Origin of the sequence: Arthrobacter castelli DSM 16402, from assembly GCF_000430705.1 — a bacterium.
In the GTDB taxonomy this organism is placed as follows: domain Bacteria; phylum Actinomycetota; class Actinomycetes; order Actinomycetales; family Micrococcaceae; genus Arthrobacter_C; species Arthrobacter_C castelli.
The window spans coordinates 23,785-44,836 of the sequence record NZ_AUMN01000009.1 but is presented as its reverse complement, the minus strand read 5'-3'; the positions used below and the strand labels follow the sequence as shown (position 1 = coordinate 44,836).

Here is a 21,052-nt window from a genome sequence, read left to right as displayed (position 1 = left end):
GTCATTGCGGCTGTGGATAACTTCTGCACGGTGCGGTCCGGGTGGGGTATCACTGGAACCATGATTTCAACCCGGCACGATCCCGAAGCAGACGAGCCCACCACCGGCGGCCCGCCGCGGCTGGACGGATACCGGGTGGGACGTCGGCTGGGGACCGGCGGCAGCGCGTCAGTCTGGCTGGCCACATCCGAGCACGACGGCGGCCAATGTGCCGCAAAGGTGTTTGGCGGCGGCTCGATGACGGCGGGGCAGATGCGCACCGAAGTGGAGCTGCTGCAACGGCTGGATCACGAACATCTGGTGAGGCTGCACGGTGTCCGTCAAACCGATCAGGGCACTGCGTTGCTGATGGATTACGCGGCCGGGGACTCGCTGGGCGCACTGGTCTCTGCCCGGGGGCCGCTGCCGGTTGAGGAAGTCGTGACTATCCTCACGCCGGTGGCCCGTTGCCTGGCCTATCTGCACAGTCACGGCGTGACGCATTCCGACGTGTCTCCGGGCAATGTGGTGTTCACCGAACACGGCAAACCGCTGCTGACCGATCTCGGATCGGGGCGGAAGACGGGCCAGGGCGGTTCCACCACGGCCGGCACAGTTGGTTTCGCGGCAGCCGATACGGCGGAACTGCCTCACGGGCGGCTCCGGCCCGAAGACGATATCCATGGACTCGCCGCCGTGGGATGGTATGCGCTGACCGGGCGGATTCCGGCTGCGGGCGACCGACGTCCGCCGCTGCCGGTGGTGGTTCCCGCGGTTCCGGAGGAAATGGCGCTCATCATCGAGGCGGGACTGCAGGCCTCACCCGGGTTGCGGCCTTCGGCCACCGAGTTCGAGCAGGCGGTGTTCCACAGTGCCGGCGCGGCACCTGTCAATCTGGTTCCATCCGTCCACGAAAGCGTGCTGCCTCACCTGCTGACCCGGCGCAAGGCCATCGAACTGGAACGGCCCGCGGGACGACTCAGCCGGCACTTCAGGGGCCGCACAGGGCGTGGGGGCGATCGCCTCCGGCAACGTCGGGAAGGTCAGGGCGGCTGGACCTGGACGGGCAAGCGTGGAGCCCGCCGGTCCGGTGCCAAACGAGCCGCCGTGGGACGTCCGGACGTTCCGCACCAGGGAGGCGGCGGATCCCGGATTCGCACGATGACTGCGGGGGGAGTCTTCCTGGCCGCTGTCGTGGCCGCCGGTGCCCTCTACGCAGCGGCCGGGACGGAAACGGCTCCACAGGGGGCGTCGGATCCGGCGACCATGCATCGGCCCGGACCGACCCAGGGGCAGGCAACCCCGCAGGCGACCGGTGCGACGCAGCCACCGGTTTCTCCTCCGCCGCCAGGCCCCTCTCAGGGGGCCACTTCCTCGTCCTCCAGCACGCGGGCCGGCTCTGCCGGCGATGGACCCTCCGATGTTCCGGCCAGGATACGGACGAAACTGGGGTCGGCCGATCCGGGCTCCGCCGTGCGGGGGCTCGCATGGCTTCGTTCCTACGCCTTCAGCAGCGGCCGGACGGACTTGCTCGGCAGCGTCAATGTTGCGAACTCGCCGGCTATGGCCGCGGATCGCCGGATTGCCCGTCGGCTTGAACGTGACGGGCATGTATTTGCCGGATTCCAGACCCGCATCAGTGCCGCGGATCGGCTCGGCCCGTCAGCAGTCAAAGATGCGGTACAAGGCAATTCCTCCGACCATGCCGACCATGCCGACCATGCCGATCATGCCGGACATAACCGCCATCCGGCGGCGTTCATGGCGGTGAAGGTCGCCAGCGGGGGTTTCGTCGAAAAGGACCGGCAGGGCCAGGTGGTGCGGCGACATCGACAGGGCGAGCAGCGGCTGGTGCTGGAACTGCGCCGGGTCAGTGGGCAGTGGCTCATCGCCGATATCCTCAGGCCGGTCCGGGGCGGCTGAGGGCAAAACGAGCGGCACATCTGTGACTAAGATCAACACATGAGTTCATCGAGTTACTTCAGGTACCCGCATCTGCACGGCGAATTGGTGACATTCGTGGCCGAGGACGACGTCTGGGCCGCTCCGTTGAGTGGCGGCCGGGCATGGCGGATTTCCGCGATGCAGCTTCCCGCCCGCAACCCGAGATTCTCCCCGGACGGCACAACTATTGCCTGGACAGTTGTCCAAGGCAGCGCACCGGAAGTGGTGGCAGCCGACGTCGACGGCGGTGGCTTCCGGCAACTGACGTATTGGGGATCGGCAACCACCAAGGTCAAGGGGTTCACCACCGGCGGCGACGTGCTGGCCACCAGTTCCTATCAACGCGAGGAAAGCAGGCATACATGGGCCCATGCGGTTCCACTGGATGGATCGGCCGCACACGTGCTGCCCTACGGACCGGTCGATTCGGTGGCATATGGGCCGGCATCCGGTGGCGACCGGGCCGTGGTTGTATCAACGGTCCTCTCCCGGGAACCGGCGTGGTGGAAGCGATACCGCGGAGGTACGGCGGGAAAGTTGTGGCTGGATGCCGACGGTTCGGGCCGGTTCCAACGCCTCGCCGCCGACCTCAGTGGCAGCCTGGCAGACCCGATGTGGATCGCGGGCCGGATCGTGTTCCTTTCAGACCATGAGGGATATGGCAATGTGTATTCCATCGACCCGGACGGCAGCGACCTGCGGCGGCACACCGATCATGATGACTTCTACGCCCGGCACGCCTCCAGCGATGGCAGCCGGATCGTATACGAGTCGGCGGGGTCGTTGTGGCTGCTGGATGGTCTCGACGCAGAACCTCGGCCGCTGGCGATCTCCCTGGGCTCTGCGTCAACTGCACGGAGGCAACAGCCACTGAAGGTGGCATCCCATCTGGGGGAGGTGGTGCCGGAGACGAGCGGCCGCGCCAGCGTGGTCGAGTCGCACGGCACCCTGCACTGGCTCACCCACCGGGACGGGCCGTCGCGGGTGCTGGAGGCGCAACCCGGCGTGCGGGGCAGGCTCGCCCGGCCGCTGGGGGAGGGAAGGGTGCTCTACGCAGCCGACCATGGGGGAGAAGAGGCACTCTACATCAAGGACGTGCATTCCTCGCCAGTGCCCGGGATGAACGCCTCTGAACAGGGCGGAGCTGCCGGACAAACCGGCACAGTGCGGATCGATTTGCCGCAGCGGACCCGGGTCAGCGCGATAGCGGCGAGTCCGGACGGCGAGCGGGCGGCAATCGCCACTGAATTCGGCGAAGTGCTGATGCTTCAGACGTTGAGTGGGGAATTGCGCAGCATCTCCACCACGGTCCATGGCGCCATTGACGACATCTGCTTCGCCCCTGATTCCGCCTGGATTGGCTGGGCAGAACCGGTTACCGGCGAAGGAGCCAGATGCAAGATCCGGATCGCCCGGATCGCCGGGACCCCGTCCGCGGACGGCGACAGCACCGGCGATGAGGCAGCCGGTGCGAACATCATCGATGTCACTGACGGCAGATTCAACGACCATAGTCCAGCGTTCACACCCGACGGCACATTTATCGCCTTCCTGTCCGAGCGAAGTTTCGACCCGGTGTATGACACCCACCGCTTCGACTTGAGTTTCCCCTCGTCGACCAAGCCCTTCCTGGTGGCGCTCTCGGCGCGGACTCCTTCGCCCTTTGGCCCGTCTGCCGATGGGGCCGCTGCCAGCGGGGATGAACGCTCCGGCCGTGACGGACCGGTGGCCGGGGACGAAACCGAAGCTGCCGGATCGGCCGATAACGCGGTAGCGGTCGAGGTCGACGTCGAGCACCTTGCCGACCGTGTGATTGCAGTCCCGGTTCCCCAGGGAAGCTACGATTCGCTGTCCGCCGTCGACGGCGCGTTGCTGTGGCTTGCCAATGACATCTACGGCGTCACCGGAGAAGGGCGCGCCTCGGTCACGGACCAGGATCCAGGTCGCCGGCTGGAACGATTCGATATCGCCAAGCGGGACGTTACTGTGCTGGTTCCGGCGGTGGAACGCTACCGCGTCACAGGCGACGGTAAACAACTTGTGATGGTCAATGACCAAAAAGTGCGGGTGCTGCCGACCGGATACAAGACCGAGGAAGACGCCGCCGAGAATATTTCGGTGGATCTGGGAAGAATCCGTGTCCACCTCGATCCGGTTCGGGTATGGGGGCAGGCGTTCGACGAAGCATGGCGGCTGCAACGCGATTTCTATTGGGCACCGGACATGGCCGGGATCGACTGGCAACAGATCCACGATCAGTACCGCCCGCTGGTCGCGAAGCTGGGCTCGCACGACGACCTGGTCGACGTGTTGTGGGAAATGCACGGCGAACTTGGCACCTCGCACGCCTATGTCATGCCGGCCCCGGTCACCGAACCAGGTGCCGGACGGCAGGGACTGCTCGGCGTCGACGTCAAGCAGCACCGGCACGGCTGGGAGATCACCCGGATCCTTCCGGGCGACTCGTCTGACCCGCTGGCACGCTCACCGCTGACGGCCCCGGGGGCGGCGGCCCGCATAGGAGACATCATCACTGCGGTCGATGGCTTGCCGGCGGCAAACGGGGCCGGCCTGGGTTCCCTGCTGGCGGGTGCAGCAGGCAAAACGGTCGAGCTGACGATCCTCGACGGCCCGTCCCACGGTGAGGCAGCCGGCGTCGAACGCAGGATAGCGGTTGTACCGGTCGCAGACGAAGAACGGCTGCGCTACCAGCATTGGGTCTCCGGTAACCGGCGTGTCGTGCGTGAGGCCTCCGGTGGTCGGTTCGGATATTTGCACATTCCTGACATGGTGGCGCGAGGTTGGTCGCAACTGCACCGGGACCTGGATAACGAAGCCGCGCAGGATGCCCTCGTCATCGATGTCAGGAGCAATCGCGGCGGGCATACCTCGCAGCTGGTCGCCGAATTGATTGGACGCAAGGTGGCCGCATGGAATCTTCCCCGCGGTGAGCAGCCGCACACCTACCCGGCCCATGCACCGCGGGGTCCTATCGTTGTGCTGGCCGACGAGTTTTCCGGTTCCGACGGCGACATCATCACCCAAATAGCCAAGCTGCGCAGTATCGGCCCCGTTATTGGCACCAGGACGTGGGGAGGGGTGATCGGCATCGACGGCCGGTTCAAACTGGCCGACGGAACCGGGGTGACACAGCCTCGTTATGCTTTCTGGTTTAGCGGATCCGTCGGTTGGTCGGTGGAGAATTACGGAGTCGATCCTGATATCGAGGTCGAATTCCCGCCGCACGCCCACGGGGCCGGGGAAGATCCCCAGCTCGAACATGGCGTGGGCGTCCTCACGGAGATGCTCCGCGAGCAGGGAACCGACGAGCCGCCTCAACGGGCAGGTTACCCTTCCCGTCGTCCGGGGCCGCTGCCGCCCCGGCCGCAGGGCTGAGCCGGCAAAAAGGGGCCCCGCTTTGAACGGGGCCCCTTTCGCAGCTGCGCGGCCGGTACTGAGCCGGCCGGTACGGCTTCTAGCTCTCGAGCGTGGCATCCAGCGTGATGGTGGTGCCCTTCAGCGCAGCTGAAACCGGGCAACCGGTTTTCGCGCCGTCGGCCACCCGCTGGAAGTCCTCATTGCTCAGCCCGGGAACGTTCGCGGACATGGTCAGGTGGATGCCGGTGATGCCCTCGCCCGGCTGGAAGGAGACGTCCGCCTTGGTTTCGACCCGCTCAGGAGTCTTGCCCTCCTCCTTAAGGGCGGCGCTGAACGCCATGGAGAAACATGACGAGTGCGCCGCGGCAATCAGTTCCTCCGGGCTGGTCTTGCCATCGGCCTCCTCGGCCCGCGCCTTCCAGGTGACGTCATACGTGCCGACCCCGGAGGTGTCGAGGGAAACCTGGCCGGAGCCGGTGGGAAGATCTCCGCTCCAAACGGTATGAGCTGAACGTGTTGTCGCCATGAATACTCCTGAAGGATTGTGTCGGGTCAACAGCGCCCGGCTGAAGACATCTGCCGTCTCCATCCTAGGGTCGGGCTATCGAACCTGCTAATTCCAGAGGGTGGCCAGGCCGATGTTAATCAGGCCCAGGCCTCCCACCGCGTGCGCCAGCCCCGTCGACACCGGCTCACCCTTGCGGTGCTTGCGGGCTCCGATGAAGGCGGCGATCGCAATGACGATCCCGAAGAGGAACTTGATGCCGTACCTGACGTAGTACTCCCAGCCGGTGCCCCAGCCGAGAGCCGGTATCAGCCCCAGCATGACGATGCCCGTGATCAGCTGGAGGATGGCTCCGTCGAACTGGCGCGGATGCACGGTGGGGGCCTTCATATTGGCAATCCAGATTCCCACCACCATGGCGGCACCGATGACGTGGAAGAAGATCATGACGTTGAAGAGGAGGTCCATCGCACCAGTCTAGGGATGATCCGTCACCAGTGCCCACTACCGGCAGGTTAAACGCCGGTGGGCGCCTGCTTGAGAAGCAGACGCCCACCGCGGCGCTCTTGGCCCGGCACAACACCGGAGGAGCTATTGTCCTAGATGCCCAGGTCGGGCTCGAAGGCGCCCTCTTCGAGACGGGCCTTGAGCGTTTGCAGGAAACGACCCGCATCGGCACCATCGACCAGACGATGATCGTAGGTCAATGACAGGTACATCATGGACCGGATGGCGATCGTGTCATCGCCATTGGTGTCGCTGACGACCACCGGGCGCTTGACGATTGTTCCGGTGCCCAGGATGCCCACCTGCGGCTGGTTGATGATCGGCGTATCGAACAATGCGCCGGCACTGCCGATGTTCGTGATCGTGAATGTTCCGCCGGAGAGCTCGTTCGGGCCGATGCTGTTATCCCTGGTGCGGGCCGCGACGTCCGAAATCCGGTTCGCCAGTCCGGCCAGGTTCAGGTTACCGGCGTCGTTGATCACCGGCACCAACAGGCCCCGGTCCGTGTCGACGGCTATCGCCAGGTGCTCGGCATCGTGGTAGGTGACCTCCTTGGCCTCTTCATCAAACGACGAATTCAGCTTCGGATGCTGCTTCAGCGCTTCAGCCACGGCCTTGGCGAAGAAGGGAAGGTAGGTCAGCTTGACGCCATTCTGTTCCTGGAACTTGTCCTTCGCCGCCCCGCGCAGCTTGGCGATTTTGCTGACATCCACTTCGATGACCTGGGTCAGCTGGGCTGAGACATCCAGGGACTCGCGCATCCGGCGGGCAATGGTCTGGCGGATGCGCGGAACTTTCTCGACCGTGCCGCGCAGCTTGGCGCTGGCTTCGGGCACAGCGCCGGACGCGGCAGCTGCGGCAGGCGCGCTCGGGGCCTGCGGCGCGGCTGCTTCCGACTTCTTCTTCTCGGCCGCGGCCGTCACGTCCTGCTTGCGGATACGGCCGCCGACGCCGGTGCCTTCGACAGTCGACAGGTCGATGTCGTGCTGATTGGCCAGCTTGCGCACCAGCGGAGTGACGTAATTGGCATCGGCCCCGGTCGACTCGCCACCGGACTGCGCAGCGGAGGGAGCGGCTTCGGCCTGGCTGGTGTCCGCCTTGGCTTCGGCGGTCTCCTTCTCCGCTTGGGCCTTTTCGTCCTGCGGTGCCTTGGCAGGCTCCCTGGCCGCAGGCTCCGTGGATTCAGGCTCCGTGGACTCAGCTGCTGAGGCTTGCTGTTGTGGCTGCTCCTGTTGTTCCGGCTTGGCCGCAGGCTCCGGTTCTTCGGGCGCGGCGGAGCCTGTTGCGGCTGCGCCGGAGCCGACAACGGCCAGCACCGCCCCGACCTCGACGGTCTCGTCCTCGGACACCTTGATTTCCTGAAGCGTGCCGGCGACAGGCGATGGAATTTCGGTGTCGACCTTGTCGGTGGAGACCTCCAGCAGCGCCTCGTCGACCTCCACTGTCTCGCCGACCTGCTTCAGCCAGCGAGTGACCGTTCCTTCCGTGACGCTTTCGCCCAGCGCAGGCAGCGTGACGTCCTTGGTTTCGCCACCACTCTGCCCGGCGCCTTGAGACGAGCCAGAGCCGGACTCGGCACCGGAGCCGGATTCGTCCGCGGACATTGCCTCGGCCGGAATCTGCGCTGCTTCGGTCGATTCGCCTGCGGTATCTTTCTGGGCCTGCTGCTCAGCCCCATTTTCCGCAGTGGAGTCCGCAGCAGAGTCAGTATCCGAGGCTTCACCGGAGCCCTCCGATGCGCCGGAGCCGCCATCGCCTTCACCGATCTTGACCAGCGGGGAACCGACTTCGGCGGTCTCGTCTTCCGCGACGAGGATCTCCTCGATGACGCCGGCGACAGGCGACGGGACTTCGGTGTCGACCTTGTCGGTGGACACCTCGAGCAGGGGCTCGTCTACTTCAACCCGGTCGCCCACCTGCTTCAGCCATCGGGTCACCGTCCCTTCAGTGACGCTTTCACCGAGTGCGGGCAAGTTCACGGATTCAGACATGTCGTCCCCGTTTCTCCTCGTACATTCAAAGTTCTTTTGTGGTTCCTGTGGGCCAGCTTATTGCACTGGCCATATTGTGACACGCTCCGGCGGGCCCGGTTGGCTGCGCCTGATGTGCGGTCGGTCAGCCGTGCAGTGGCTTGCCTGCCAGTGCCAAATGAGCCTCGCCGAGTGCCTCGTTCTGGGTCGGATGCGCATGGATCAACTGTGCGACTTCCTCGGGGAATGCTTCCCAGTTGACGATCAGCTGTGCCTCGCCGACCTGCTCGCCCATCCGGCTGCCGATCATGTGCACCCCGACGACCGGACCGTCCTTCTCCTGGACCAGTTTGATTAAACCGCCGGTGCCGATGATGGAGCTCTTGCCGTTGCCGGCCAGGTTGTATTCCTGGACCTGGACCGAATCCTCGCCGAACTTTTCCTTCGCGCCCGCTTCGGTCAGCCCGACCGAGGCAATCTCCGGCTCGCAATAGGTGACGCGCGGGATGCCCGATTCGTCGATGACAGCCGGATTGTGCCCGGCAATCTCCTCGGCGACAAAAACGCCCTGCTGGAAACCTCGGTGGGCCAATTGGAGGCCGGGGACGATGTCGCCGACGGCGTAGATGTTGCCGACGCCGGTGTGCAGCCGCTCGTTGGTGATGACGAACCCGCGGTCCATGGTGACGCCCGCCTCTTCGTAGCCAAGGCCATCAGTGACCGGGCCGCGGCCAACGGCGACCAGCAGCAGGTCGGCGTCGAAGGTTTTGCCGTCCTCGAGCTTGGCCGTGATGCCGTCGCTGCGCTGGTCGACGCTGTCAAAGCGGACACCAGTGGAGAAGTTGATGCCGCGTTTGCGGAAGGAACGCTCCAGGTTCTTGATGATGGTGGCGTCTTCATTGGGCACCAGCGACGGGAGGGCCTCGACGATCGTGACGTCGGCCCCGAAAGACTTCCAGACCGAGGCGAACTCGCAACCGATGACGCCGCCGCCCAGGACCACAACGCTCTTGGGCACGTAGTCCAGCTTCAGGGCCTCATCCGAGGTGATGACACGGTCCTTGATCTCCAGGCCGGGGAGGGACTTGGAGTAGGAACCGGTGGCCAGAATGATGTTCTTGCTCTTGTATTGGGTGCCGTCGACGTCGACAGTCTGCTGGTCGACGAGCTTGCCGGCGCCTTCAATGACGGTGACGCCCTTGCTCTTGAGAAGTCCCTGCAGCCCTTTATGCTTGCCGGCGACAATGCCGTCCTTGTACTTGTTCACGCCATCCATGTCGATGGACTCAAAGTTGGCCCTGACTCCGTACTTTTCGGATTCGCGGGCGCCGTCGGCAATTTCTGCGGTGTGCAGGAGCGCCTTAGTGGGAATACAGCCGTTGTGCAGGCAGGTCCCGCCGACTTTCCCCTTCTCGATCAATCCCACGGACATGCCGAACTGGACTCCGCGCAAGGCGGCAGCATATCCGCCGCTACCTCCACCGAGAACCAGGATGTCAAATTCTTGAGCAGCTGAATCCGCCACTTGGACGCTCCCTCGCGTGGTCAGTGACGTGCATGTGCACGTCGGTATGTGATGTTGATGCTCTCTTACCCGTGTTCACCTTAGCGCCCATCCGCGGGCCCTCTCCAGTTGGGTGCCGCCGGACACGCGGTGCAACGGGCCCCAATGTGTGCGGGCTCTCAACTGGTGCGGCCGACGACGTCTTCCGCGTAGGCAACCAGGGTGCGTACTGCCACCCCGGTGGCCTCCTTGGGGGTATAGCCATACGGGGGCCCCTCGTTGAAAGCGGGTCCGGCGATGTCGAGGTGGGCCCACGGAATCTTTCCGCTGTCCGTGTCCCCGACGAACTCCTGCAGGAAGATTCCAGCGGTCAGCATTCCGCCGTGTTTATCGCCGATGTTCTTCAGATCGGCGACATTGGAGTCCAGCGTTGCCCGCAGTTCCTCAGGGAACGGCATCGGCCAGAACGCTTCTCCCGCCCGGTCGGCGGCCTCCTTCACAGCGGCCCGGACCCCTTCGTCGCCCATCACGCCGCTGACCCGGGACCCCAGGGCGACCATCTGCGCGCCGGTCAAGGTGGCGACGTCGAGGATGACGTCGGGTGCTTCCTCGCTGGCGGCGACGATGCCGTCCGCCATCACCAGGCGGCCCTCGGCGTCGGTGTTCAGCACCTCGACCGTCCGGCCACCATAGGTGGTGATGACATCCGAGGGGCGCTGGGCAGTTCCCGAGGGCATGTTCTCGGCCAGGCACAACCACGCGGTTGCCTTCACCGGAAGGCCGAGTTCAGCGATGGCCAATACCGATTGCAATGCGGCGGCCGCCCCCGCCATGTCCAGCTTCATCGTCATCATGCCGCTGCCCGGTTTCAGGGACAGCCCGCCGGAGTCGAAGGTGACTCCCTTGCCGACGAAGGCCAGCTTCGCCTTGGCCTTGGAGGGGGCATACTCAACTTTGACCAGACGCGGCGGCCGTGACGAGCCTTTGCCGACGCCGAGAATGCCGCCGTATCCGTCCTTCTCCAGCTTCTTCTCGTCGATCACGGTGATCTTGATGGGAAGATTCCGGGACATCTCCTTGGCGGCCGCGGCAAACGTGTCCGGGTAGAGATCGCTGGGGGGCTGATTGACGAGGTTACGAGTGCTGTTCACGCTCCGGCCGATCACCGTCGCACGGTTCAGGGCCGCAGCGAGTTCCGGATCGTCGGCCAGCGGAGTGAACACGGTGACATTGCGCACAGTGTCTCGTTGGGATGCGGCGCTGACGTGCCGATAGTGTCCGTATGAATAGGCTCCCATCACGGCCCCTTCGGCCACTGCCGCTGCCTGGGCCAACGACGATGCCGGCAGTGCCAGCAGCACCGACTCCACGCCGGCCAGCTGCCGCACGGCCGAACCGGCGGCACGGCGCAAGGCCTCGTCGTCGTATTTGGCGTCCTTGCTGTCATCGCTGACAGTGGTCTTGCCCGCGCCTGCGAGCACCAGTACATCGGCGTTCAGTTCCGGCAGCCCCGGCATCCGGCGCACTTCGTCGACAGCACCGGTGACGCCGAGGGCGTCCAGGGAGTCGGCCAAAGCCTTGGCGGCCTTGGGTGGCAGTGGATTGTCCAGCAGCACGGGGCCGTCCGCGCCTTGCCCCACGCCGATGACGATCGCATCACACTGATGCTTCCTCGCATCCTTGGCGATCGCGTTGAGTTTGAGTTCGCTGGCTTTGATCACGAAGATCCTTCCTCACTGCTATGAGCTGAACGTTGCTGCCGGTCATACGTCACTGTACGTACCGGCCCCGGTGGTGTCTTCGGCGCCCGTGGCACCCTTACTGATCGTAGTCTGCTTCGCCTCCGGTGTGCTGTACCTTGGGACACAGCGGGGTCACCGATGCTTCGGCGCCGGTTGCGGAATTGTTGAGGGTATCTTCAGCGTTCCCTTCAAAGATGGACGATAGCCTCGTGATCACGGGGCGTGGAAATGGAGGGACCATGCTTGATCCGTTGACTCTGTTCAGTACCAACGCAGAGATCATGGATACAGATGGGCTCAAGGGCTTGAACCTGCTCATGGGCTTTACCGGTTATGCGGATGCCGGACAGGTGACCACACAGATCAGCGAAGAGCTGCTGAACCATCTGGACCACGAACTGATCGCGACTTTCGATGCTGACCAGCTGATCGATTACCGGTCCCGCAGGCCGCACATCACATTCATCGAGGACCATTTCGCGGAGTATCAGCCTCCGCGGCTGGAGTTGTACCGGCTCCATGACAGCTTGCAGCAGCCATTCCTGCTGTTGACCGGGTTCGAACCGGATTTCCAATGGGAACGGTTCGCCTCTGCCGTTATCGCGCTGGTGCGCCGGCTGGACGTTAACCTGGTGACCTGGGTCCACTCGATGCCGATGCCGGTGCCGCACACCCGGCCGCTGGGCGTTACAGCGCACGGCAACCAGCCGAACCTGATCGAGGGCATCACGGCGTGGAAGCCGACCGCCGAACTGTCCGCAGCAATTGGCCATTTACTCGAACTGCGGCTGGCTGAGTCGGATATCCCGGTGGTGGGTTATGTGGTCCACGTGCCGCACTATCTGGCCGAGGCGACATACCCGCAGGCCGCGGCCGGAGCGCTGGAGTACCTGGGTGCCGCTGCCGGATTAATGCTGCCCGCTGACCGGTTGCGCGATGAAGGGCGATCGGTCGAGCGCCAAATTGCCGACCAGGTGGCCGGTTCGTCCGAGGTGCAGAACGTGGTGGCGAACCTGGAAAAGCGGTACGACGAATACGCTCAAGGCATGGAGCGCCGGTCGCTGCTGACCAAAGACAATGACGAGCTGCCCGGCGCCGAGGAACTGGGCGCTGCGGTCGAAGCATACCTGGCGACGCAGGTGTGGCCTTCCGGTGGATCCGGCACCAACGACGGCACGGCCGACGGGGAGTATGGCGGAGAGTATGGTGGAGAGGCCGAAGAGCATGACGACGGCCCCCGGGAGGACGGCAGCTAAGCACAGGCGCCGGCGGCGTCGCCGCTTGTCCTCCACAGCGACGCATGACGGCGCAGTTACCCACATCCGGCCGAAGGTGCCTGTGAAGGCAAATGGCGTGCTTCCAGACTGGAATGCATGACTATTGAAAAGCCTTTCGGCGTCAGCACCGCGGCAGACGTGCTCAGCTTTATTCCCCACTCGCTGGGATACTGGCCCGGCGAGTCACTTGTATTCATTACCTTGACCGGGAAAGTGTCGGGGGCGACCTTGCGGGTGGACCTTCCGGACGAACCCGGCCCGGTGCCATTGCGGAGTTTCGTTAAGCAGGTCCGTCAGTACCTCACCTCGGACACCACTGCCGACGGAACCATCGTCGCCATGTATACAGAGCTTGACTGGCAGGCATCCGACCCTCCGCACCGACCCGTGATGACAGCACTGCAGGAGGAACTGCGCGACGCTGGAATTCCCCTGCGGGATGCCTGGTGGGTCGGCCCGTCGACCTGGGGATGCTATGACTGCAGCGGCAATGGCTGCTGTCCGCCTTCGGGACGGGACATCGACGACATCACCACCAGCATGCTCAACGCCGAATTGATCTTCCAAGGCAGCCACTACGGCGACAGCCTGCAGGACGCCCACGCCAACCGCCCTGAAGCGGGATCCGGGCGTGAGGTGGCGGTGGACCATGCCACGGCCGGCAGTCTGAGCCGGATTGGTGCGTCATGGCTGCAGCAGGACCAGTTCACAGCCACGTTGGCGGCGTGGCAGGTGGCAATGAGCAGTCGGCGGCAACAACCGAACCACCGCATCAGCGCCCCCGGCGCGGAATCAACCGGGTTCCTGCTGGCCAGCCTCAATACCAAGATGATCCGCGATTGCCTGCTGGTGCAAATCAGTGTTGGCCGGAGCACGGCGCTGACTGGAGCCGGGTTCTCCGGCGCCCTGGAACCGGCCGGCGGATACCCGGTCGTCCCGGATGGACTGCGCCGGGCCTTGAAGATTGCTCCCATGGCGGATGCTCTCGGAGGCGGGGATCGGCTCGCGGTCGGCGACCCGGATGCTGAAGATAAGCTGCTGGCCTTCCGCGATGTGCTGCTGGGCCAGCACACAGGAGTTCCGGACTGGCCCGTCATCAACCGTGCCGCCATGCTGTTCCAATCCCTGCTGGAGTACAGTACCGGGACACCCGCAGCCGCACTGCTGACGATGCTCGCCTGGATTGAGTGGATCAAGGGGCGGGGTTCGAGCGCCGCCAAATACGTTGACAGCTGCCTTCAAATAGATCCGGAATATGAATTGGCCATCCTGCTGGACGAACTGTTTTCAGCCGGCATGCTGCCGTCCTGGGCGATGAGCCCTGCAACTGCCTGGCGCGGCGGCAGTAAGGACGCAGCGTAGCGCGCGGTCCATTGTGCCGTGCCCGCCGAGTCGTGAGACAATGGAAGCGAGACCCGGTTGGGTCCGTGCTTCGAGACAGCTGAATGAATCCCGGTTTCAGGGAACATCCGGCCGCTGTCGTTAGTTCTACACAATGGACTGCCAGCGAGGAAATGTGCCTCGAAATCAATCACGGACTTGACAGGGTCATAGTGGTGTTACCCCCTTGGTGACGCCGCAGACCGCTGTATGAAAGGTTTTCTGTGTCAACGGCTTCAAAGAAGACAAACCCTGACTCCGCCGAGGAGAGCACCGTGGCCGGGACGGCCGCTTCCGCGGCGCCGGGGACGAAGGGAGCTCCCACCAGCGGGGAGTCCGCGCCCAAGGGCGGGCGTAAGAGTACGTCCGGCAGTGCTGCGGCAAAGACCAAAACCGAAACCAAGCGGGCTGCCGGCACATCGAGTGCCGCCCCCGATACTGCCGGTGCCACGGACGGAACAACTGAGCCCGACGAAGCGGCAGAGGCGAAGGCGCCGGCCCCCAAGAAGGACATCGTGGACGAGATCGTCGAGGCACCCAGCGTCGAAGAGGCCGACGCCGAGGAAGCTCCCGAGGGCGAAGAGGCAAAGGCCGAACCGTCAACCGACGACGCTGTGGGACCTCCAACGGCCGCTGCTGAAGAGGGGACCCCTTCCGGCTCGGGCTTTGTCTACTCGGACGCCGACGACGACGATGCGCCGGCTCAGCAGGTTATATCCGCCGGCGCGACGGCCGATCCGGTCAAGGATTACCTGAAGCAGATCGGCAAAGTCGCGCTGTTGAATGCTGAACAAGAGGTCGACCTTGCCCTGCGCATTGAGGCGGGCCTGTACGCGGAGCACAAGCTGGCCGAGGGCCAGGACCTGCCGCAGAAGAACAAGCGCGAGCTTAAATGGGTGATCCATGATGGCAAGCGGGCCAAAAACCACCTGCTCGAAGCGAACCTGCGTCTGGTCGTCTCGCTGGCGAAACGCTACACCGGCCGCGGCATGCTGTTCCTGGACTTGATCCAGGAAGGCAACCTCGGCTTGATCCGCGCGGTCGAGAAGTTCGACTACACCAAGGGCTTCAAGTTCTCCACGTACGCCACGTGGTGGATCCGGCAGGCCATCACCCGTGCGATGGCGGACCAGGCCCGCACCATCCGCATTCCGGTTCATATGGTCGAGGTCATCAATAAGCTGGCCCGCGTCCAACGACAGATGTTGCAGGACCTGGGCCGGGAGCCGGCGCCGGAAGAACTGGCCCTCGAGCTGGACATGACCCCGGAGAAGGTCGTGGAAGTGCAGAAATACGGGCGGGAGCCTATTTCGCTGCACACCCCGCTTGGCGAAGACGGCGATTCCGAATTCGGCGACCTGATCGAGGATTCCGAGGCGGTCGTGCCGGCCGACGCGGTCAGTTTCACCCTGCTGCAGGAACAGCTCCACTCGGTTCTCGATACGCTCTCCGAGCGTGAAGCCGGTGTGGTGGCCATGCGCTTCGGACTCACCGACGGCCAGCCGAAGACCCTGGACGAGATCGGCAAGGTTTATGGGGTGACCCGTGAACGTATAAGGCAGATAGAGTCCAAGACCATGTCGAAACTGCGCCATCCCTCGCGGTCGCAGGTGCTGCGCGACTACCTGGACTGACCAGATGAAAAGGCCCCCGGAAGTTATCCGGGGGCCTTTCCTAAGTCTGCCTCAGTTGCGCGTACGGCAACGGGGTCCACCGCTGAGGTCACTCGTCAGTGGTGCCGACCTTCTCATGCAGCCGGCTTGTCTCATCCTGCCACTCCGAAGCGAGCGACTTCAGCTTTGGCTCGTGTTCACGTGCGTGGTGTGCGCAGAACAGGAGCTCTCCACCGGAGGATTCAAGCACGACACGTACATAGGCCTGTGCACCGCAACGGTCACAGCGGTCTAGCGCATTAAGTTCGCGGCTGGCTACAGCTGTCGTCATGACGACCTCCTTTTTTCGTTCGTACACTCCATACAACCATTATTCGCGGCATTTTCTTCGCAGGATGGGCCGCTTTCGCTAACCGCGTACGGTTGACGCAGCGCCGTGAGCCCCCGGAATCCCGGCGCGCCAGGCGGGTCGTTGGCGCACCACCGGCGGCAAAGACGGCTAACCTAGAGAACGATTACCCTAACGCCGCCGCTACCGGCAGCAACGCCAGAACGAGGAGCTAGACCACACGTGGGCCCAACAAAATCCGAATATTCTGCACGGCATCTGTCGGTCCTGGAAGGACTGGAAGCTGTGCGGAAGCGTCCAGGTATGTATATCGGGTCCACTGACTCACGCGGTTTGATGCATTGTTTGTGGGAGATCATCGACAATTCCGTGGACGAAGCCTTGGCCGGTTATGGGCAGAGCATTAGCGTGATCCTGCATCCGGACGGGTCGGTGGAAATCCACGACGACGGCCGCGGCATCCCCATCGATGTGGAACCGAAGACCGGGTTGACCGGTGTTGAAGTGGTCTACACCAAGCTTCACGCGGGCGGTAAATTCGGCGGCGGTTCCTACACCGCGTCCGGCGGGCTGCACGGTGTCGGCGCGAGCGTGGTCAACGCCTTGTCGGCACGCCTCGATGTCCAGGTGGACCGCGGGGGCAAGACGTACCAGATGTCGTTCCGGCGCGGCGAGCCCGGCCATTTCGCCGACAAGGGCAAGACCCTGACCCCAACTGCGCCCTTCGAGCCCTTTACGACGGGTTCAACCCTGGACAAAGTCGGTACCACGAAGCGGGGAGTCAGTGGAACCCGGGTGCGGTACTGGGCCGATCCGCAGATCTTCACCCCGGACGCCAAATTCTCCTACGAAGAGCTGCAGGACCGGGCACGGCAGACCTCCTTCCTGATCCCCGGCCTGGAGATCACCCTCAGGGACGAGCGCCGGCTGCCGGGCACGCCCGGCGAGGCCGGCCCGGTCGAAGAAGTCTTCCAGCATGACGGGGGGATTTCCGAGTTCGCCGAGTATCTGGCGGTGGATACCTCCGTGACCGATATCTGGCGGCTGCACGGGGCGGGAAATTTCACCGAGTCCGTGCCGGTCCTCGATGACAAGGGGCACAGCCACGTCCGCGAGGTCGAACGCAATTGCGAGGTCGATATCGCGCTGCGCTGGGGGGTTGGCTACGACACCACCGTGCGCAGTTTCGTCAACATCATTGCCACCCCCAAGGGCGGCACCCACCAGAGCGGCTTCGAGCAGGCAATGCTTAAGGTGTTTCGCAAAACCATCGAGGCGAACGCCCGAAAGCTGAAGGCCGGAAACGACAAGATCGAGAAGGACGATGTCTTCGCCGGGCTCACCGTCGTGCTGACGGTCCGGCTGGCGGAACCGCAGTTCGAAGGGCAGACCAAAGAGGTGCTGGGAACCTCTGCGGTGAAGCAGATCGTCAGCAAAGTGGTCGAAAATCAGATGCTGGCCAAGCTGAATTCGAAGAGCCGCTCGGAAAAGCAGCAAAGCGCCGCGCTGCTCGAGAAGGTGGTTGCGGAGATGAAATCGCGGATCTCCGCCCGGGTCCACAAGGAAACCCAGCGCCGTAAGAATGCCTTGGAAACGTCGGCGATGCCGGCCAAGCTGGCTGATTGCCGCATCGACGACGCCGAACGGTCCGAGCTGTTCATTGTCGAAGGCGATAGCGCGCTGGGCACCGCACGGCTGGCCCGCTCGTCCGACTACCAGGCGCTGTTGCCGATTCGAGGCAAGATTCTCAATGTGCAGAAGGCATCCGTCGGGGACATGCTGTCCAACGCAGAGTGCGGTGCCCTGATCCAAGTGGTGGGCGCCGGTTCAGGCAGGAGTTTCCAGGCAGAGGCGGCCCGTTACGGCAAGGTCGTGTTGATGACCGATGCCGACGTCGACGGCGCGCATATCCGCACCCTGCTGCTGACCCTGTTTTTCCGCTACATGCGGCCGCTGGTGGAAGCCGGGCGGGTGTTCGCCGCTGTCCCGCCGCTGCACCGGGTTGAAGTGATCCACTCAGGGTCAACCTCCAATGAAATGATCTACACCTACAGCGAGCAGGAACTGACAGCGCTGCTGGCACGACTCGAGAAGGAAGGCAAGCGGTACAAAGAGCCCATCCAGCGCTACAAGGGCCTGGGCGAGATGGACGCGGACCAGCTCGCCGAGACGACAATGGATCCCCGCCACCGGACCTTGCGCCGGGTGCGCGTTGAAGACGCCGAGGCAGCGGAGCGTGCCTTTGACTTGCTGATGGGCAGCGACGTGGCGCCGCGCAAGGAGTTCATTATTGCCGGCGCCGCCGTCCTGGACCGTGAACGGATCGACGTATAACGCCGCTCAGCGGTCACCAGATGAACAGGCCCGGAATCATCAGCAAGGCGGTCGGGAGCGCCAGCAGCGCGGCCGATCCGGCCACCACCGCCGTCCGGCCGCTGTGCGGCAACGGGGGCTGAGGCGTCAGCAATCTGTGCACCCGTGCTGAAGGGGCCATTGCACCGTCCCCGGCCGCTCCGTCAGCTGCACGGTACTGTCCTGGATCGGCACCGGCCGGGCCGTCCTGGCCAGGGTCCGTCGCTCCCGGCGGTCCCGAAGCGACGATAGCGATGGCATGGATGAGTGTGGGTTTTTCCACGCTCTTGAGCGCTTCGTCGTCGGCAAGCATTTCGATCAGTTCGTTGACGGCGTGTTGGGCCAGGCGCGACGTCGGCAGCCACGGCAACGCTGCCCGCCAGGCCGCGAAGGCCCACAGCAATAGGTGATGGCGCTGAGTCAGGTGTGTCTGTTCATGGAGCAGCACCGCGTCAAGTTCCGCCGGTTCAAGAAGATCAACCAACCCATCGGACAATACGGTCACCGACCGGGCACCACCGGGCAGGCAGTAGGCGACGGGAGCAGGATGATTAATGACGACCGTGCCGCCGGCCTCCGGGGACGGCGAACTGAGCAGGGTCAGCAGATCCCGGTGCCGCCGTCGTTGTCGGCGGATGCGCGCATAGGTCAGCAGCAGGGTGAAGACAAGATGGGTGCCCAGCAGCAGTGCGGCACTGAGGGCGAACACATGCCACACGCCGAGGGCGCCGGCTGGACCATTGCCAAAGACGATGGCGGACAGCGCCCGCAGGCCTCCAGGCAGCGTGTCCGAGAGCGGGTCCAGGCCCCAAATGAGCATGGCCCCGATCATCGACAGACCGCCGGCGAGCGCAATGGCCTGCCAGAGAATCATTGCAGTAAAAGGCGAGCGGGCAGGCCACCGGGCCCGGGAGAGCAGAATCGGAGCGGGCCATGCCAGCACGATGGCCAGAGCTGCCAGCGCGTAGGAAGCCCAGATCATGATCGCCCTTCAGCCAGCGCCGGCGCGCCCTAGTTTCGTCCGAGCAGCTTTCGCAGTGTTGCTGCCTCACCGTCGCTGACCGTCCCCAGGAAGCGGGCAAGCACCGCTTCGCGGTCGGGCGCCGAGCCCAGCACCTGGTGCATCAGCTCGGCAGTGTGGTCTTCGCGGCTGGTGACGGCCTGGTACCGGTGGGGGCGCGTGTCGCGCTCCCGGTCCACCAGGCCTTTCTTCTCCAAGCGGGAGAGGACGGTCAGCACCGTGGTGACAGCCAGTTCCTTATGCGCCTGTGGTCCCTCGGGGCTTTGGGCGAGCTTGTCCCGAAGCATATTGGCCGTGACAGCTTCTCCCGTTTCCCACAACATATCCATCACGGTGCGTTCAAGCTCACCTAGTGTGGCCATCGAGATTCCTTGTCTGTCTTCGGCAGCTCTTCGACAGCGGCGTTTAGCGGCCGCGTCTGCAGGCTGGTCTGGTCTGCGGGTTCATGGTCTGGTTCGTGCTCACTATCCAATCTACCGGGTTTTGCGCCAAGGTTCTACATTGCGTAGAAGCATGGCGCGGCTGTTGCGGCGCTACTCTTGGAATATGAGCGATACTGCTGCCCCGTTCCCGGATCGTTCCACGGGATTGCGGTTCAGGGCACTGGTGCCTTCGGACATCGATGCCTGGCTGGACCTCATTCTCCGCATGGCCGAGGCAGATCAACCGATCTGGTTCGAACGGCGCGAAGATCTCGCCGAGGTGTTCGCTTCGATGAAGAACGACCCGGTTCACAACAGCGTCGCAGGCTTCGATGATTCGGGCGCGCCCCGCGCCTTTGGCCGGGTCACTATGAATGAAGGCTCACGGAAAGCCCACTCATGGGGAGGCGTCGACCCGGCATGGCGCCGCCGCGGGACCGGAACGGCTGTGTACCGGTGGCAGCAGGCCCGGGCCGGCCAGCGGGGCGCAGCCATCCTCAGGACGTATGCCGAAGAGGGAAATGCCGGCCATAATGCCCTGCTGCGGATGATGGGCAATGAGATCGTCCGCTACTGGACCGAGATGACCCGGCCGCTCCACGATCCCCTCCCGGATGCAGTGCTCGATGACGGGTTAGTGTTCGCGGACTTCGACGCCGGAATATCCGAACAAATCCGGCAGGCGCATAATGAGGCGTTCAAGGACCACTGGGGGAGCGAACCACGGGACGCGGAAAGCTGGAAGTTCACCGTGGCCCATCCGGATTTCCGACCCGAATGGAGCCTGGCCGTGCTCGACGCCGGAAGCGGCAACGTTGCCGGGTACCATATGGCAAGCCTGGATCCGCACTTCTCAGCCATCCACGGCTACACTGAGGGATATACAGAGTTGGTGGGAGTGCGTCACCAATACAGGGGCAGGGGCATCGCTCCCGCCATGCTGGCCGAAGCCATGCGCAGGTACAAGGCCGACGGTATCGACCATGCGGGACTGCAGGTCGATACCGAGAATCCCTCGGGTGCACACGGGTTGTACGAAGCCATGGGGTACCGGCCAACGCACCGGACCTTCACGTATGACAAGGTGCTGGGGCACTGAAACCGGGCCA

General features: G+C 64.1%; 15 protein-coding genes. 7 read left to right on the top strand and 8 right to left on the bottom strand.

What is annotated here, in order from left to right:
• Positions 1-60: 60 nt before the first annotated feature.
• Together H535_RS0111200 and H535_RS24920 are read left to right on the top strand one after the other, a co-directional pair.
• Positions 61-1,902, top strand: coding sequence for a serine/threonine-protein kinase (locus H535_RS0111200; RefSeq protein ID WP_026819618.1), 1,842 nt, complete (start codon positions 61-63; stop codon positions 1,900-1,902).
• Positions 1,903-1,941: 39 nt separating this feature from the next.
• Positions 1,942-5,319 (top strand): S41 family peptidase, encoded by a 3,378-nt coding sequence (locus H535_RS24920; protein WP_035769288.1) that lies wholly within the window; start codon positions 1,942-1,944, stop codon positions 5,317-5,319.
• Positions 5,320-5,398: 79 nt separating this feature from the next.
• On the opposite strand, the gene H535_RS0111190 is transcribed toward H535_RS24920, so the two are convergent.
• The 5 genes from H535_RS0111190 to H535_RS0111170 form a co-directional block, all read right to left on the bottom strand.
• The gene (locus tag H535_RS0111190) at positions 5,399-5,827 is read right to left on the bottom strand and encodes an OsmC family protein (RefSeq protein WP_026819617.1); all 429 of its coding nucleotides are present in this window, start codon (positions 5,825-5,827) and stop codon (positions 5,399-5,401) included.
• Between the two features lie 87 nt (positions 5,828-5,914).
• Positions 5,915-6,274 (bottom strand): hypothetical protein, encoded by a 360-nt coding sequence (locus H535_RS0111185; RefSeq protein ID WP_026819616.1) that lies wholly within the window; start codon positions 6,272-6,274, stop codon positions 5,915-5,917.
• Positions 6,275-6,405: 131 nt separating this feature from the next.
• Positions 6,406-8,304, bottom strand: a complete 1,899-nt coding sequence (sucB, locus tag H535_RS0111180; protein ID WP_026819615.1) for a 2-oxoglutarate dehydrogenase, E2 component, dihydrolipoamide succinyltransferase — start codon at positions 8,302-8,304, stop codon at positions 6,406-6,408.
• A gap of 124 nt (positions 8,305-8,428) precedes the next feature.
• Positions 8,429-9,808, bottom strand: a complete 1,380-nt coding sequence (gene lpdA / locus H535_RS0111175; protein ID WP_026819614.1) for a dihydrolipoyl dehydrogenase — start codon at positions 9,806-9,808, stop codon at positions 8,429-8,431.
• Positions 9,809-9,966: 158 nt separating this feature from the next.
• Positions 9,967-11,508 carry a leucyl aminopeptidase gene (locus H535_RS0111170; protein WP_026819613.1) on the bottom strand — a complete coding sequence of 514 codons (1,542 nt, stop codon included), beginning with the start codon at positions 11,506-11,508 and terminating at the stop codon, positions 9,967-9,969.
• Between the two features lie 260 nt (positions 11,509-11,768).
• Here H535_RS0111170 and H535_RS24915 point away from each other — a divergent pair, with 260 nt between their 5' ends.
• The 3 genes from H535_RS24915 (at position 11,769) to H535_RS0111150 (ending at position 15,820) form a co-directional block, all read left to right on the top strand.
• Complete coding sequence (locus H535_RS24915; RefSeq protein WP_081416612.1) at positions 11,769-12,785, top strand: proteasome assembly chaperone family protein; 1,017 nt, start codon at positions 11,769-11,771, stop codon at positions 12,783-12,785.
• Between the two features lie 117 nt (positions 12,786-12,902).
• The gene (locus H535_RS0111155; RefSeq protein WP_026819612.1) at positions 12,903-14,168 is read left to right on the top strand and encodes a DUF4192 domain-containing protein; all 1,266 of its coding nucleotides are present in this window, start codon (positions 12,903-12,905) and stop codon (positions 14,166-14,168) included.
• Positions 14,169-14,392: 224 nt separating this feature from the next.
• Positions 14,393-15,820, top strand: coding sequence for an RNA polymerase sigma factor (locus H535_RS0111150; RefSeq protein WP_026819611.1), 1,428 nt, complete (start codon positions 14,393-14,395; stop codon positions 15,818-15,820).
• A gap of 88 nt (positions 15,821-15,908) precedes the next feature.
• Here the strand turns inward: H535_RS0111150 and H535_RS0111145 are convergent, their stop codons facing one another.
• Positions 15,909-16,130: a DUF7455 domain-containing protein gene (locus H535_RS0111145; protein WP_026819610.1), complete on the bottom strand. Its 222-nt coding sequence runs from the start codon at positions 16,128-16,130 to the stop codon at positions 15,909-15,911.
• A 240-nt stretch (positions 16,131-16,370) separates the two neighbouring features.
• Between H535_RS0111145 and H535_RS0111140 the strand changes: the two genes are divergently transcribed.
• Positions 16,371-18,482 carry a DNA gyrase/topoisomerase IV subunit B gene (locus H535_RS0111140; RefSeq protein WP_026819609.1) on the top strand — a complete coding sequence of 704 codons (2,112 nt, stop codon included), beginning with the start codon at positions 16,371-16,373 and terminating at the stop codon, positions 18,480-18,482.
• Positions 18,483-18,495: 13 nt separating this feature from the next.
• On the opposite strand, the gene H535_RS0111135 is transcribed toward H535_RS0111140, so the two are convergent.
• Positions 18,496-19,482: a M56 family metallopeptidase gene (locus H535_RS0111135; protein WP_026819608.1), complete on the bottom strand. Its 987-nt coding sequence runs from the start codon at positions 19,480-19,482 to the stop codon at positions 18,496-18,498.
• A gap of 29 nt (positions 19,483-19,511) precedes the next feature.
• Entirely contained in the window at positions 19,512-19,883 is a 372-nt protein-coding gene (locus tag H535_RS0111130; RefSeq protein WP_026819607.1) for a BlaI/MecI/CopY family transcriptional regulator, read from the bottom strand.
• Between the two features lie 184 nt (positions 19,884-20,067).
• Between H535_RS0111130 and H535_RS0111125 the strand changes: the two genes are divergently transcribed.
• A complete protein-coding gene (locus tag H535_RS0111125) occupies positions 20,068-21,042 on the top strand; it encodes a GNAT family N-acetyltransferase (RefSeq protein WP_026819606.1) in 975 nt (324 codons plus the stop codon).
• The last annotated feature ends 10 nt before the right edge of the window (positions 21,043-21,052 follow it).

What these genes read in the sequence shown, in the direction of transcription:
- H535_RS0111200 (WP_026819618.1), top strand. Translation starts at nt 61, where the DNA reads ATGATTTCAACCCGGCACGATCCCGAAGCAGACGAGCCCACCACCGGC.
- H535_RS24920 (WP_035769288.1), top strand. Translation starts at nt 1,942, where the DNA reads ATGAGTTCATCGAGTTACTTCAGGTACCCGCATCTGCACGGCGAATTG.
- H535_RS0111190 (WP_026819617.1), bottom strand. Translation starts at nt 5,827, where the DNA reads ATGGCGACAACACGTTCAGCTCATACCGTTTGGAGCGGAGATCTTCCC.
- H535_RS0111185 (WP_026819616.1), bottom strand. Translation starts at nt 6,274, where the DNA reads ATGGACCTCCTCTTCAACGTCATGATCTTCTTCCACGTCATCGGTGCC.
- sucB (WP_026819615.1), bottom strand. Translation starts at nt 8,304, where the DNA reads ATGTCTGAATCCGTGAACTTGCCCGCACTCGGTGAAAGCGTCACTGAA.
- H535_RS24915 (WP_081416612.1), top strand. Translation starts at nt 11,769, where the DNA reads ATGCTTGATCCGTTGACTCTGTTCAGTACCAACGCAGAGATCATGGAT.
- H535_RS0111155 (WP_026819612.1), top strand. Translation starts at nt 12,903, where the DNA reads ATGACTATTGAAAAGCCTTTCGGCGTCAGCACCGCGGCAGACGTGCTC.
- H535_RS0111145 (WP_026819610.1), bottom strand. Translation starts at nt 16,130, where the DNA reads ATGACGACAGCTGTAGCCAGCCGCGAACTTAATGCGCTAGACCGCTGT.
- H535_RS0111135 (WP_026819608.1), bottom strand. Translation starts at nt 19,482, where the DNA reads ATGATCTGGGCTTCCTACGCGCTGGCAGCTCTGGCCATCGTGCTGGCA.
- H535_RS0111130 (WP_026819607.1), bottom strand. Translation starts at nt 19,883, where the DNA reads ATGGCCACACTAGGTGAGCTTGAACGCACCGTGATGGATATGTTGTGG.
- H535_RS0111125 (WP_026819606.1), top strand. Translation starts at nt 20,068, where the DNA reads ATGAGCGATACTGCTGCCCCGTTCCCGGATCGTTCCACGGGATTGCGG.